The 12578-nt window shown below is 58.0% G+C and carries 13 protein-coding genes and 1 tRNA gene; 4 read left to right on the top strand and 10 right to left on the bottom strand.

Annotated features, from left to right (window positions below):
- Positions 1 to 289: 289 nt before the first annotated feature.
- Genes ACR0NY_RS15485 through ACR0NY_RS15475 form a run of 3 tightly spaced genes read left to right on the top strand, consistent with a single transcriptional unit; the run spans position 290 to position 3317 of the window.
- The gene (locus tag ACR0NY_RS15485) at positions 290 to 1252 is read left to right on the top strand and encodes an HlyD family secretion protein (RefSeq protein ID WP_254432983.1); all 963 of its coding nucleotides are present in this window, start codon (positions 290 to 292) and stop codon (positions 1250 to 1252) included.
- The gene (locus ACR0NY_RS15480; RefSeq protein ID WP_170370001.1) at positions 1249 to 2175 is read left to right on the top strand and encodes an ABC transporter ATP-binding protein; all 927 of its coding nucleotides are present in this window, start codon (positions 1249 to 1251) and stop codon (positions 2173 to 2175) included. The genes ACR0NY_RS15485 and ACR0NY_RS15480 overlap by 4 nt, the downstream gene beginning before the upstream one ends.
- Positions 2172 to 3317, top strand: a complete 1146-nt coding sequence (locus ACR0NY_RS15475; RefSeq protein WP_170370003.1) for an ABC transporter permease — start codon at positions 2172 to 2174, stop codon at positions 3315 to 3317. Before ACR0NY_RS15480 ends, ACR0NY_RS15475 begins: the two co-directional genes overlap by 4 nt.
- A 64-nt stretch (positions 3318 to 3381) precedes the next feature.
- Here ACR0NY_RS15475 and ACR0NY_RS15470 read toward each other — a convergent pair whose 3' ends face one another.
- Genes ACR0NY_RS15470 through mgtE form a run of 4 tightly spaced genes read right to left on the bottom strand, consistent with a single transcriptional unit; the run spans position 3382 to position 7193 of the window.
- The gene (locus ACR0NY_RS15470; protein ID WP_170342571.1) at positions 3382 to 4425 is read right to left on the bottom strand and encodes a succinylglutamate desuccinylase/aspartoacylase family protein; all 1044 of its coding nucleotides are present in this window, start codon (positions 4423 to 4425) and stop codon (positions 3382 to 3384) included.
- A 4-nt stretch (positions 4426 to 4429) separates the two neighbouring features.
- Complete coding sequence (gene rimK / locus ACR0NY_RS15465) at positions 4430 to 5335, bottom strand: 30S ribosomal protein S6--L-glutamate ligase (RefSeq protein WP_093963715.1); 906 nt, start codon at positions 5333 to 5335, stop codon at positions 4430 to 4432.
- Positions 5332 to 5817 carry an ATP-dependent zinc protease family protein gene (locus ACR0NY_RS15460; protein ID WP_170342576.1) on the bottom strand — a complete coding sequence of 162 codons (486 nt, stop codon included), beginning with the start codon at positions 5815 to 5817 and terminating at the stop codon, positions 5332 to 5334. The genes rimK and ACR0NY_RS15460 overlap by 4 nt, the downstream gene beginning before the upstream one ends.
- Before the next feature lie 2 nt (positions 5818 to 5819).
- Positions 5820 to 7193 carry a magnesium transporter gene (gene mgtE, locus ACR0NY_RS15455; RefSeq protein WP_170342577.1) on the bottom strand — a complete coding sequence of 458 codons (1374 nt, stop codon included), beginning with the start codon at positions 7191 to 7193 and terminating at the stop codon, positions 5820 to 5822.
- Positions 7194 to 7275: 82 nt separating this feature from the next.
- On the opposite strand from mgtE, the gene ACR0NY_RS15450 reads away from it, so the two are divergent.
- Positions 7276 to 7563, top strand: a complete 288-nt coding sequence (locus tag ACR0NY_RS15450; RefSeq protein WP_170589195.1) for a hypothetical protein — start codon at positions 7276 to 7278, stop codon at positions 7561 to 7563.
- Between the two features lie 48 nt (positions 7564 to 7611).
- On the opposite strand, the gene ACR0NY_RS15445 is transcribed toward ACR0NY_RS15450, so the two are convergent.
- From ACR0NY_RS15445 to ACR0NY_RS15420, 6 genes are all read right to left on the bottom strand, one after another.
- A complete protein-coding gene (locus ACR0NY_RS15445; RefSeq protein WP_170370005.1) occupies positions 7612 to 8841 on the bottom strand; it encodes an RNA polymerase sigma factor in 1230 nt (409 codons plus the stop codon).
- Between the two features lie 120 nt (positions 8842 to 8961).
- Entirely contained in the window at positions 8962 to 9204 is a 243-nt protein-coding gene (locus ACR0NY_RS15440) for a YciI family protein (RefSeq protein ID WP_254432984.1), read from the bottom strand.
- Between the two features lie 28 nt (positions 9205 to 9232).
- Positions 9233 to 9625, bottom strand: a complete 393-nt coding sequence (locus ACR0NY_RS15435) for an MAPEG family protein (RefSeq protein ID WP_170342582.1) — start codon at positions 9623 to 9625, stop codon at positions 9233 to 9235.
- Positions 9626 to 10086: 461 nt separating this feature from the next.
- Positions 10087 to 10956 (bottom strand): glycosyltransferase family 8 protein, encoded by an 870-nt coding sequence (locus ACR0NY_RS15430; protein ID WP_170342584.1) that lies wholly within the window; start codon positions 10954 to 10956, stop codon positions 10087 to 10089.
- 567 nt (positions 10957 to 11523) lie between these two features.
- A complete protein-coding gene (locus tag ACR0NY_RS15425) occupies positions 11524 to 12234 on the bottom strand; it encodes a hypothetical protein (protein ID WP_170342586.1) in 711 nt (236 codons plus the stop codon).
- Between the two features lie 252 nt (positions 12235 to 12486).
- Positions 12487 to 12563 (bottom strand) — tRNA-Met (locus tag ACR0NY_RS15420).
- Positions 12564 to 12578: the final 15 nt, after the last annotated feature.

Genomic DNA, 12578 nt, shown 5'->3' with positions numbered 1-12578 from the left:
GGTATATTTCTGGCGGGAGCATGTTCTTTTTTGCAACCGGTTGCAAGGATTATTTGCGCCCTGTATGTGCCCGCGCTCTTGCCCGCCATTGCACCGCGGTCAGGACAGAACTCAGCCGGTCGTGGGCGGGGTCAATCTCTTGAATTTGCAGCCTGGGCATCCTTGGATGGCTTGGTTTTGGCCCGTTTGGTTCTGCTTTTGTGATTTTTCAATCGTCTGTTAAACCTTTGAGTCGGGGCAGAAATTGACACCGATACCAAACCGCCCCGACCAAGGAGACGATGATTTGATGAATGTGTCCCTGCCGATTCCGCTGCTGGTCATGGCCATTCTCCCTGCTGCGTTGCTGGACCGATGTTCGGGCCAGAACACCGGCACCGCGCTGGGAGTTCTGGCGCGGGACCGGGTCGCACTGACGGCAACGGCCAATGAGATCATCGTGGAACTGCCTGTAGCAGAAGGGTCTCCGGTCAAGGTCGGCGACGTGCTGGTCAGGTTCGACACGGATCTGCAGACCGCGAAGCTGAACCTCGCGCAGGCGGAACTGGAAAAATCGCAGGCCACGCTACTGAAACTGGAAGTCGGCCCGCGCGAGGAAGAGATTGCGATCGCGCGCGCCAACGTCGCCGGTGCCGAGGCGCGTCTGCTGGACGCAGAGGCCGTGTATCAGAGGAATTCCCAGCTGGTCGTCAACTCGGTCGTCAGCCAGGCGCGCCTGGACCAGGATATTGCCGCACGCGATTCCGCTCGGGCGGCACTGGAAAGCGCTCGGGAATCCCTGAAAGAACTGGAAAACGGAACCCGCCCCGAAGATCTGTCGGTTGCCCGGGCCAATGTGCGGGCGGCCGAAGCGGCGGTTGCCGCCGAGCAGACCGTTCTGGATGACCTGACGGTTGTTGCGACACGGGACGGCATCCTGGATTCCCTTCCCTGGAACCTGGGGGAACGGGTCGCTCAGGGCAGCCCGGTCGCGGTGCTGGTGTCCGGCGCGGCCCCTTTCGCCCGCGTCTATGTCCCCGAACCCAGCCGGGTGGACATCGCTCCCGGAGACTCTCTCGAGGTTCGGGTCGACGGGCTGGACCAACCTCTGACGGGCACCGTGCGATGGGTCAGCGACGACCCGTCCTTCACCCCCTACTACGGGTTGAACAAGGATGATCGGACGCGGTTGGTCTATCTGGCAGAAATCGACCTGCCGGAAACTGCCCGAGATCTGCCCGCGGGCGTTCCCGTTCAGGTGAAGATGCCATGAGCGATCTGGTGGTCTCGACCCAGGGTCTGACGCGCCGGTTCAAAGAGAAGACAGCCGTCAGCAACCTGGACCTGGAGATACGCCAGGGTCAGATCTATGGGTTTCTGGGCCCGAACGGCTGCGGCAAGACAACGACGATGCGAATGCTGACCGGACTGCTGACACCCAGCAGCGGATCCGTCTCGGTGCTGGGCCGACCGATGCCGCAATACGCCGAGCCGCTGAAGAATGAAATCGGATACATGACGCAGATCTTTTCGTATTACCGCGACATGACGGTGCTTGAGAACCTGCGCTTTGCCGCCGAGATCTATGGGATGCCGCGCCGCAAATCTGCCGACCGGATCGACGAACTGCTGACAACCTACGACCTGACCGAAAACGCCAATCAACTGAGCGGCAGCATGAGCGGCGGGCAGCGGCAGAAACTGGCGCTGGCCGCCACGGTGCTGCACGGCCCCAAGCTGTTGTTTTTGGACGAGCCGACATCGGCCGTCGACCCCGAAACCCGCCGGTCTTTCTGGGAACAGCTGTTCGACCTGGTCGATCAGGGCGCGACGATGATCGTGTCCACGCATTTCATGGACGAGGCGGAACGGTGTCACAAGCTGGCCATTCTCGAGAATGGGGTGAAAAAGGCGGATGGATCGCCCCGGCAACTGATGGAAGACCTGAACGCCACCGTGATCGAGGTCGAAGGCGAGGGTCTGCGGCAGGTCAAACACCTTCTGGACGACACGCCCAAGGTGCTGTCGACGGCGCAGGTGGGTGCCCGATTGCGCGTTCTGGTGGACAAGTCGGAAACCGAACCGATGGCGATGATCACGTCGCGCCTTTCGGACTTTCCCAACGTGACGATGTCGGTGCAGCGCCCCAACCTGGAAGACGTGTTCGTCAGCGCGACGAAGGGGCCTGCCCAATGAAATCGCTCCGCCGCATCACCGCCGTTCTCAAGAAAGAGCTGCTGCAACTGCGGCGCGACCGGATGACCTTTGCCATGGTCATCATGATCCCGCTGATCCAGCTGCTGTTGTTCGGATACGCAATCAACACAAACATCCGCCATATACCGGTCGGGATCGTGGATCAGGCCGACTCGTCGCTGTCCCGGACCTTGGCTCAGATCGTTCAGGCCACGCAGGTCGTGACCATCACCAAGGTTTTCTCGACCCCAGAAGAAGCCGAACAGGCGATCACCGAGTCCACCGTGCGTGCCGCGTTCATCATTCCGCCCGACGTCGATGACCGGCTTGCCCGAAGCCCGTCCATCGGATTGGGTCTGCCCAACGCCACCAACCAGACATCCAGCCGCCCCGTGGCTCATTGGATCGTGGACGGGTCGGACACCATGGTGGCCAGCGCCATCAAATCCCTGCGCAGCATGCCACTGACCGAATTGCTGCGACAGCCGCCAAACCGTCAGGTCCCGACCTTCGAGGTCACGCTGTATTTCAATCCCGAGCAACGATCGGCGGTGAACATCGTGCCCGGCCTTGTGGGTGTCATCCTGACCATGACCATGATCCTGTTCACCTCGGCCGCCATTGTCCGAGAGCGCGAGCGGGGGAACATGGAGATGCTGATCAACACCCCGGTCAAATCCATCGAGCTGATGATCGGCAAGATCATTCCCTACATCTTCCTGGGCTTGCTGCAGGTCGCGATTATCCTCGGGCTGGGACATTTCCTGTTCGATGTCCCCATAAACGGAGGGATGATCCCGCTGCTGGTGGTAACGCTTCTGTTCATCATCGCCAGCCTGTCGCTTGGCCTAGTGATCTCGACGCTGGCCCAGAACCAGCTGCAGTCCATGCAGATGACGATTTTCGTTCTGCTGCCGTCAATCCTGATGTCGGGGTTCATGTTCCCGTTCGACGGAATGCCCAAGCCGGTTCAGGTGATCGCCCAAGTGCTGCCGGCCACCCATTTCATGGACATGATCCGCGGCGTGGTTCTGCGGGATGCAACGCTTTACGCTCTGCGCGGTGACATCCTGTGGATGATCGGGTTTGCCGTCCTTGGGATGCTGGCCGCGACGCTCAGGTTCAAGAAACGCCTGGGATGAAAGAAGGGCGGCCAAGGCCGCGCCAAGTGTCTGGATTGCCAGTCTCTTATCCGTGTCGGACCGTTCAGATGATCTCGTCCTCGTCGAACATGGGATCATCTTCCAGCTGCGCGTTGATATCTTCCATCGAGTCTTCGGCCTTTTCCACGGACCCGACCCGCCCCAGGTGAAACACGGCATCGCCCTCATTCACCACAGGCATGACCGCACGCCCGACGATCAAGCCGTCGAACGGAGCGATGATGTCCTCGCTGGCTTCGCCGAACGGGTCCGATACGGCACCCAACAGATCACCTTTGCGGACAAGTTCACCGTCCGCTTTGTAAATCCGGAGGATCCCACCCATCGGGGCGCGCAACCACTTGCTTGACGAACAGAACTGCGGTGCCGCTTTGGGCTTGGAGATCCGCTTGGCGGGAACCATCCCCATGTGCCTCAGTACCCGCAGAATGCCTGCAAGGCCCGCGCGGATCGACAGTTCATCCAGGCGAAGACCCTCGCCCGCTTCGTACAACAGGATATCTTTCCCCTGCGCCTTCGCCGCGCCGCGCAATGATCCATCGCGCAGGGGAGATTGGATGACGATCGGTGCTCCGAAAACGCTGGCCAGTTCCTTGGTCCGAGGGTTGTCGGGCGAGATCCGGATCTGCGGATAGTTCGTGCGATGTATCGCCGCCGAATGCAGATCGATCCCCAGATCCGAGCGGGCGACGATTTCGGTCATGAACAGATGCGCCAGCCGCGAGGCCAGCGACCCGTTCTCGCTGCCGGGAAACACCCGGTTCAGGTCGCGACGGTCGGGCAGATAGCGGGAATGGTTGATGAAGCCGAACGCATTCACGATCGGCACCGCGATCAGCGTGCCTTTCAATGTCGCCAGGTTGGGCGCACGCAACAGACGGCGAATGATCTCGACGCCGATCACCTCATCACCATGCACCCCACCGCTGACAAAAACGGTGGGCCCGTCCTGTCGGCCATGCACCACATGCGCGGACATGGTCACCGGGGTATGGTCCGACAGAACGCTGACCGGCAGATCCACGGTAAGCCGCGATCCCGGCGCCACCGTGGCGTGGCCGATCGTGAATGGCTGCCGCTTTGCCATGCCGTTACCCTTTGCCCTTGGTCTTGGTGGCTCCGGCTTTTGCGTTCTTTTCCAGGAACTCGATCATCTTTCCGGCAATATCCAGACCCGTGGCTTTTTCCACGCCCTCCAGACCCGGCGAGGAATTGACCTCCATCACCACAGCGCCGTGATTGGCGCGCAGCATGTCGACGCCGCAGGCATTCAGGCCCATCGACTTGGCCGCGCGAACGGCCGTTGCACGCTCTTCCGGTGTCAGTTTGACCACCTTGGCCGAACCCCCGCGATGCAGGTTCGAGCGGAAATCGCCCTCCGCACCGGTGCGTTTCATCGCAGCGACAACCTTGCCGCCCACCACGATGGCCCGAATGTCGGTTCCGCCGGCTTCCTTGATGAACTCCTGCAGCAGGATGTTCACACCCGCGCCGCGGAACGCCTCGACAACCGATTTGGCGGACCGGTCCGTATCGGCCAGAACCACACCGATGCCTTGCGTCCCTTCCAGCAGCTTGATGACGATGGGCGCGCCACCGGCCAGTCTCAGCACCTCGTCGGTCTGTTTGGGGTCGTGAGCAAAGGTTGTGACGGGCAGACCGACACCGTCGCGGGCCAGCAACTGCATCGACCGCAGCTTGTCGCGCGACCGACCGATGGCGACGCTTTCGTTCAACGGGTAGACACCCATCATTTCGAACTGACGCAGCACTGCGGTTCCGTAGAAGGTGACCGAGGCACCGATCCGCGGAATCACCGCGTCATACCCCGTCAGCTTTTCGCCGTTGTAATAGATCTCGGGGCGACGGGTTGCGATGTTCATGTAGCACCGTAGGGTGTCGATGATGTCGAGCTGATGCCCACGCTCCTCGGCCGCTTCCTTGAGGCGGCGGTGCGTGTACAGGTTGGCATTGCGCGCCAGCATGGCAATCTTCATGACAAATCCCCTTTGTCCTGGTGTTTTGGTTTGCCGCGCAACAGATGCGCGCGCTTGGTGTGAACGGCGATTGCGTGGTTCTTCAGCGCCGCCCGGCCCACGATCATCTGAAAGGTCATGTTCGTGCGATCGGTCAGAGACAGGTCCAACGGCCAGGTTTCGTCGCCCAACCGGATGGTGGTTCGGATGACGATCCTGTTTTCAGGAATTCCGCTGGTGTTCTTGATGTTGCGCCGTTCCTTGATCGGAGCCTCGATACGGATCATGCCTTCTCCGCCCGGCACCTCCGTCAGGAAGGACACCCAGTGATGTCCGTCCCGTTGAAACCGCCGAATGTCGGTTGCATGCAGCGCTGACGTGCGGGCGCCGGTGTCGATCTTGGCCTTGATGTCGTTCAATGGCAGGTCGGGAAGGTCGATGTATTCCATCCAACCAATGACTTTCGGCATCTGCGGCTGACCCTTGTCCGATACGTTTGCCATGATCACACCAGCCAGGGCATCATAAGGGTTGCAAGGCTCAGCACGAAGAAGAAGCCGGCCATGTCCGTAATCGTGGTCAACAGCGGGCCACTTGCGGCGGCCGGGTCCTGTCCGATCCGCTTCAGCAGCAAAGGAACAACACCGCCGATGGATACCGCCAGCATCGTGTTGAGTGCCAGCGCAGTACCAATCACCAAACCCAGGGCCGGATTGCCTTTCCAGAACCACGCGACCAGCCCGATCAGAACACCTAGCGCGATCCCATTGATGACCCCGACCGAAATCTCCTTGATCCAGACCCGCACGGCATCTTGCGGCCGTACCAATCCAAGGCTCAGTTCGCGCATGGTGACGCCGACAGCCTGGTTGCCGGAACAGCCGCTCATGTCCGATACCATCGGCAGGAAGATGGCCAGCGCGATCACGGCGGCCAGAGTCTCTTCGTAGGCCGAGATCACGCTGGCCGCGATGATGTTGAGTACGATGTTGGCCGCAAGCCAGGCCAGCCGGCGACGGGACCGCACCGACAAAGGCATCGAGCGCAACTCGTCGCCAACCACACCCTGACGTTTGAGGCTTTCACTTTCCGAGCGTTCCAAAATGGCTTCTGCCACCGCCGTGCGGGACACGACACCCGCTAGGACTCCGTCGGCATAAACCACCGGCACCCCCAGGAAAGGGTGATCGTTGAACACGTCTTCCAGCTGTTCCAACGGGGTGTCCACGGTCACGGTCAGAGGTTGAACCATGATGCTTGTCAGCTTTTCGCTGCGCTTGGCGGTCAGCAGGCTGCGCAGCGATACCACGCCAACGGCGCGCCCCTCGGAATCGACAATATAGGGGTGCTGCCCGCGATACCTTTCAAAATCCTCGTCGTCCGAAGCAAGTTCGCGCAGGACATTGCCAACGGTCTGCGTGTCGCGGAACTTGAACACCTCGGTCATCATCAGACCGCCAGCGGTGTCATCCTCGAATGTGCTGAGCAGGCGGACATCCGCAGCCTCTTCAGCGTCCATTTCGGACAGGATGGCCTCGGCATCCGGCGTATCCAACTCGCCGATAACGTCGGCCTGAATGTCCGAATCCAGCTGTTCGATGATCTCGGCAGCACGCTCAGGCTTGAGGCGTTCCACAAGCTCGACCGCCATCTCGTTTGGCGCTTCTTCGACCAGTTCCGCGGCAAGCCCAACGGGAACGATCTCCAGAACGGTATCGCGCTCAGCCGGTGTCAGCTGAAGAACTTCGCGCAGGGCTTCGCTGCTGGTCAGCGGATCCAGAAGCGCCTCAAGCTCGGACGCATTGGACTGCTCGACCGCTTCCTTGATCCGAACCGAAAGCTCTTCGTCGGTTGAGGGAATGTCTACGTTTCCGTCCATGCCTTAGCCATTCAATTGGGTTGTCGTTCCTTTATATAGGTGATAATTTTTTGTCTATAGACAAAATTATATGAGATGTAGAATGTCTGACTTCACGAATGCCGCAGAAACCCTGGCCGGGCTCTATACCCGGGAATTCGGAGGAAAGGCCTCGGGCCGGTATCGCATCCCGCAGAAGCTGCTGCGTGAACTGTGTGGCCGGAGAAGGCTGTACCAGGAGGACATCACGGCTCTGACCCGCGAACTTCTGGAAATGGGCTATGTCATGATTGATATGGACAGCTTCTTTGTCGTCATGAGCGCCAATTCCTTCGTGAACTATCGGCGGGTCGGCAAGGAAATGCTGGCCCACACGGAAGGCACTAGCTGAGTCCCGGTCCTAGCAATCGGCGCAATGGCTCCTGATCTTGTCAGATCCTCAATGCGCGAGCCGCTGCAGTCTTTGTTGCAGAAACTTTCTGGACGCCAGATTCGGTGCGGCCTCTATGGCCTGCCGATAGGCCGCGGCAGCCGCGGCGGTGCGGCCCGTCTTCTGCAGAATATGCGCGCGGGCCGCCTGCCAGGGCTGAAAATCATCAAGATCGGGCCGTAGGCTGTCCAGCTTGTCCAAGGCCAGTTGGGCATGACCTGCCTCGGCCATCACGACGGCCCAGTTCAGAGCAACCACCGGGGTTGGCTCGCAGGCCCATAAGGACTGATACAGCAGCGACATCTGCCGCCAATCCGGGGCCGGCGCCATCATGTGGCAATCCGCAATGGCGGCCTTGAGTTGAAACGGTCCCGGCTTTCTTTGGTCGACCGCAGTTTCCAGGATGCCCTGCGCCTCACGTATCTGATCCTGCTGCCAAAGTGTTCGGTCATGATCCTCTACGGGCACCATAGCGCCATCAGCGTCGATACGCGCAGGGCGGCGGGCATCGGTCAATAGCATCAGGGCCAGCGCACCTTCGATTTCCGGCTCTCCCGGTCGGAGGTCCCGCAGAACCCGCGCAAGGTAGATACCTTCGTGGCAGAGGTCCCGCGGTCCTGTATCCTCGGTCACGTATCCGGTGGTGAAGATCAGGTAGAGGGTCGTCAGCACCGTTTCCAAACGTTCCGGCCAGATTTTCGGATCGGGAAAAGAGTAGCCAATCCCCTTGGCGCGAATCTTGGCCTTGGCTCGGGACAGGCGCTGGCCCATGGTCTGGTCGTTGTCCAAAAATGCCGCGGCGATTTCCCGTGTGGTCAGGTTGCAGACCGTGCGCAAGGTCAGCGCGGTGCGTGATTTCTGGTCCAGCGCGGGGTGACAGCAGGTGAAGATCAGACGCAACCGGTCATCCGGTATCTGCTCAGACATATCGTCCGTCACAGAGTCCGGCAGGGTTATGGCCAGGGCTGCTGTTTTCCGTCCCTCCCTGTGTTGCGCTCGAATGCGATCGATGCCCTTGTTCAAACCAACCCGCATCAACCATGCGGTCGGGTTGTCCGGAACTCCGTTGCGGCTCCAGTGTTTCACGGCCGAGATTGCGGCCTCCTGCAGTGCGTCCTCGGCCAGTTGGAAGTCACCCAACCGGTTGATCAGACCGGCCAAAAGCAGCCCCCGATCCCGCCGCAACACATCATCAATGACATGTCCAACTGCGAACGCTTTGGGGGCGGTGTTCTTCATGGATTATCCAGCCGGATTGTAGTCCATCAGAGGCCGAACCTCGATTGTGCCGTAGTTGGCGGCCGGGATCAGTGCCGCGTATTTCAGCGCCGCATCCAAGTCAGCAACGTCAACCACATATTATCCGCCCAAATGCTCCCGCGTTTCGGCATAGGGCCCGTCCATGGTTTCAACTTTTCCGGAGCGGATCCGAAGGGTGGTCGCAGTTTCGATCCCTTGCAGGCCCTCGCCATCGCGAAGAACACCATCCGCTTTCATCCGCTCATTGGCGGCAAAGAAGCCACTCATCATCTCGTCAAATTCCGGGGTGCCATAGGCCGGTTCCTGCGCGGGGTCAGTGTAGATCAACATCATGTATTTCATAGCAACAATCCTTTGAAAAAGTTCTGGGTCAAAGACTGGAGACCCGGGCTGCGATGCAAATCACCATGATCAGCGCAGCCAAAATATTGGTGCCATTACAGACATAGCGCAGCGGGTGGGCGGCATTGTCAATCTTCAGCCCGAAAGGATGCGCAACTTGTCCGGTCACCAGCAAGATGCCCGCCGCGTTGAGGTAAAGCGCTGGTGTTCCGCCCCCTTCGCCCAGCATCATCAATATCAATATGAAGGTCGCCCAGTCCTGGCAGATTCCGTGTTGGCGCACGCGCAACATCAGTGCCATGTCGCCGCCAACGCCGATGGATTGGCCCGTGGCCGACCGCATCCCCGAGACACGAAACCATAAGATGAGCCGGACCAGCGCCACAAGCAGCGCATAAATCGGTGTCGTTAAAAAAACCATCTATCGTCGTTCCGGTTTTCAGGTTCGTGCTCCAAGGACGCCGGGTTTTCTCAGATTTCGACAGGTGCTGAGATATTTTGGTGGCGCGCTGCAATTCTTGCGCATTTTGCGCGTGTATTACCTTTTGTATGGCTGCGATGGTTGGGTTGGCGCAAAATGAGCGGTGGAAGGCGAGCAATGCCGCCCTGAGGCGGCTCGTTCGGTGTTTTGTTCGACTGTGCTGGTTGCGGGAGCATGAAACCGCCGACAGTTGACCCTTTTGGGTTGGCAATACAATAGATTTACTACATCCGACAGAATTGCAGTCTTCAACCACTGAAGTGGTCCGCTGCTATGTCAAGATAGGCGGTTGATCCTAGTGCAAAAATTCGCCTGAGAGAAAGGCAACAAATCCGCCGCGCGAGTGGCAAGATCGATGAAGTAGTACTGTGCGGCCGGTTCCAAGCACAGTTTCTCGTGAGCTAAATCCGACGGGCGAGCCAGTGCAAACCAAAGCGCCTTAGCAAATGGCGGCGATATCTGCGCTTCGGTGACATTCCAGCATCGGGCGATAAATCCAGTTGTTCGGCCCAAGGCGTGCGCCCGGCCATTTCGCAATAGATGCCGCCCCAAGGGTGCTTAAGAGGCGCAGTCCACGGTTTAACGGAACCCGCAAAATGAAGGATAACCGGCACCTCAAAATCGCCGATCAAACGTGTAGGGTAAAATGTATAATTGTATCTCCGCTCGCATCCCATGACTTGTCCTGCAAGTGCGATATTCAGCGCGCATTGATCATGCCAGACAAGCCGATCGGACATGGTTGTAAGAACTTCAAACACACGTTTTTCGACGTTTTGTTTCCGCCAGAGGTTTAGATCAATCAACATAACGCCTGAGCTGAAATACTGTGACGGACCCACGCCCAAATCCTCATGAAGTGCGTTGCCAACCTGATATGCCGCAACTATGCTGCCACCGAGATCTCGATCATATAGTTCCGCCAAAGAACTGAGTACCAAAGTATCGCAATCTAAGTACAAGACCCGGGTAACAGTCTTTGGAAGAATGCTCCCCAAAGAACACCGGTAGAGCGCCGCCGATGAAATATGCGGTTCATCCCGCAAGGTGCCCCAAATCTCCGAATACGCGTTGTTTGAGATTTCAATGAATTGGGTGCGGAGCTCTATGTCGTTGCAAAAGGTTTGCAGCCTAAACAGCTCGTCACATGCGGGAAAACCATGCACGAGATACAATTCCAAATCACTTCGAACATTTGTGGCAGCAAGTGAATAAAGCGCCGCCGACAATGGCGCGATCATATTTCTGTCAAAAGTGAAAAGAATATTCATCACAACCGTCTTTCTACAAGTGCACTGACATCTGCACGCAAGATCACTTGAATATGCATGCTCAACAAGCATGTTTTTCCACGAGCGCAGTCTGCGGTGGCACTCTAAGGCGCGCGCTTCGCATCCGATTTAAGTAAGTGAGTTGCTTGAGAAAACCAAGTTTGGTTTTTTGTGACCAAAACTACCGAGACATTTGGCGTCACCCCAAAGATCTCTCAACACTACAACCCTTCGCATTTGAGAGCATGTTCTGCCAACCCTTGGTGAGAAGCTTTAGGTGCGCAAAGCTAAGCTGTCTATGCCGAGGCTGACCTATTTGCGCTGGGCTCTTTGCAGGACAATCTGCCCAACACGGGTGTCAAAGCCTAGGCCTGAGGCATGCCCCTAGTTGGTATTGCCACGGGAGGCTTACCTAATCTTGTAGCCGATCGCGAGATGGGTGCCCTGGCATACCCGCCACACCCAGCGGCCTTGGACCCGCGCCCATGCCGAGGCCAGCTTTGCCCCGGCACGCATTGGCTCAGCCTATGAGAACCCTTATCAGTCAGTAATACGAATACACGTGCCTTAAAGCGGTCCGTCATCCGGCGCAATCTCTCCCAGACCGCCAATCGGAGCTGGCGCCCTACGGCGCGAGATCTGACGAGCGGGATTGAAATAGATCGAAGTGACCTGCCGATACGCATTGATAGGGGCAAAATCGGTGAAATCAGCACGAGGCCACCTCATTGCAGCATCGAGAGAAGCCAGAACCCTTGGGTAGCGTTCAGAATTGTCGAGGACAATCAGCGCAGGAACAGCTCGACCGGCCTTTACCTCTTCTAAGACATACGCTGTGCAAAGACGGCGATGTGTTCCATCGATCACCACGATATCCGCATCTGCCACTTCAGGTCGCCGGGTATATGTTTCGGGTTCGGTGGCGAGATGAATGTCAAACCCTGCTGATCGGGCCAGCGTTTTTGACACCTCATCATACCATCCTTGATTATGCTCAATCGCGGTGACCATCGCGCCACGTTTTGCATAAAACACTGAGGAGTGCCCACTGCCATATTCCAGAACGCGAACTCCGTTCAAATCATACGAATCGATGTATTCAATCGCCGAGTATGCGTACCAGGGGATCTCTTCTCCCGCAGCGTCTACGCAGCGCACCTCAAGTACGCTTCGATAGTGGCCAAGATCATCCGACAACACGCGAAGCGCATCGCCTTCAGTTTTCTGTTGGCGGTTTAGCAAAAGCTTTAACCACTTCCATCCAAAATTCGACAGCATGTTGTCACCTTAGGCTGCGGACCTGTGCTTCTGTGTTGGCTAAGCAACGACCATTCGATGAGACTTACTTAATTTACAGTACGGAGACATCATTAAATTGCGAAGGGCATGAAAATTCTTGTAAGCGTTTTGTGAAACTGCGCAGCTTGAATCTGCGCCTTCTGGTTTTGAGCCTGACGCGGTGAAGACGTTGAGCAATTGATCCAGTGGATCAATTTTGGGTTTTCGGGCTGTAGTTTGGTTTTTTGAGTTTGGTTGCGGGAGCAGGATTTGAACCTGCGACCTTCAGGTTATGAGCCTGACGAGCTACCGGGCTGCTCCATCCCGCGACACTTTGGTTTGGT

This window comes from Ruegeria sp. BJ5 (genome assembly GCF_056537865.1).
The sequence above is the reverse complement of the archived record's forward strand: the minus strand, read 5'-3'. Positions and strand labels throughout refer to the sequence as shown.

What these genes read in the sequence shown, in the direction of transcription:
- ACR0NY_RS15440 (WP_254432984.1), bottom strand. Translation starts at nt 9,204, where the DNA reads ATGAAATACATGATGTTGATCTACACTGACCCCGCGCAGGAACCGGCC.
- ACR0NY_RS15480 (WP_170370001.1), top strand. Translation starts at nt 1,249, where the DNA reads ATGAGCGATCTGGTGGTCTCGACCCAGGGTCTGACGCGCCGGTTCAAA.
- ACR0NY_RS15430 (WP_170342584.1), bottom strand. Translation starts at nt 10,956, where the DNA reads ATGAATATTCTTTTCACTTTTGACAGAAATATGATCGCGCCATTGTCG.
- ACR0NY_RS15460 (WP_170342576.1), bottom strand. Translation starts at nt 5,817, where the DNA reads ATGGCAAACGTATCGGACAAGGGTCAGCCGCAGATGCCGAAAGTCATT.
- rimK (WP_093963715.1), bottom strand. Translation starts at nt 5,335, where the DNA reads ATGAAGATTGCCATGCTGGCGCGCAATGCCAACCTGTACACGCACCGC.
- ACR0NY_RS15425 (WP_170342586.1), bottom strand. Translation starts at nt 12,234, where the DNA reads ATGCTGTCGAATTTTGGATGGAAGTGGTTAAAGCTTTTGCTAAACCGC.
- ACR0NY_RS15475 (WP_170370003.1), top strand. Translation starts at nt 2,172, where the DNA reads ATGAAATCGCTCCGCCGCATCACCGCCGTTCTCAAGAAAGAGCTGCTG.
- ACR0NY_RS15450 (WP_170589195.1), top strand. Translation starts at nt 7,276, where the DNA reads ATGTCTGACTTCACGAATGCCGCAGAAACCCTGGCCGGGCTCTATACC.
- ACR0NY_RS15435 (WP_170342582.1), bottom strand. Translation starts at nt 9,625, where the DNA reads ATGGTTTTTTTAACGACACCGATTTATGCGCTGCTTGTGGCGCTGGTC.
- mgtE (WP_170342577.1), bottom strand. Translation starts at nt 7,193, where the DNA reads ATGGACGGAAACGTAGACATTCCCTCAACCGACGAAGAGCTTTCGGTT.
- ACR0NY_RS15485 (WP_254432983.1), top strand. Translation starts at nt 290, where the DNA reads ATGAATGTGTCCCTGCCGATTCCGCTGCTGGTCATGGCCATTCTCCCT.
- ACR0NY_RS15470 (WP_170342571.1), bottom strand. Translation starts at nt 4,425, where the DNA reads ATGGCAAAGCGGCAGCCATTCACGATCGGCCACGCCACGGTGGCGCCG.
- ACR0NY_RS15445 (WP_170370005.1), bottom strand. Translation starts at nt 8,841, where the DNA reads ATGAAGAACACCGCCCCCAAAGCGTTCGCAGTTGGACATGTCATTGAT.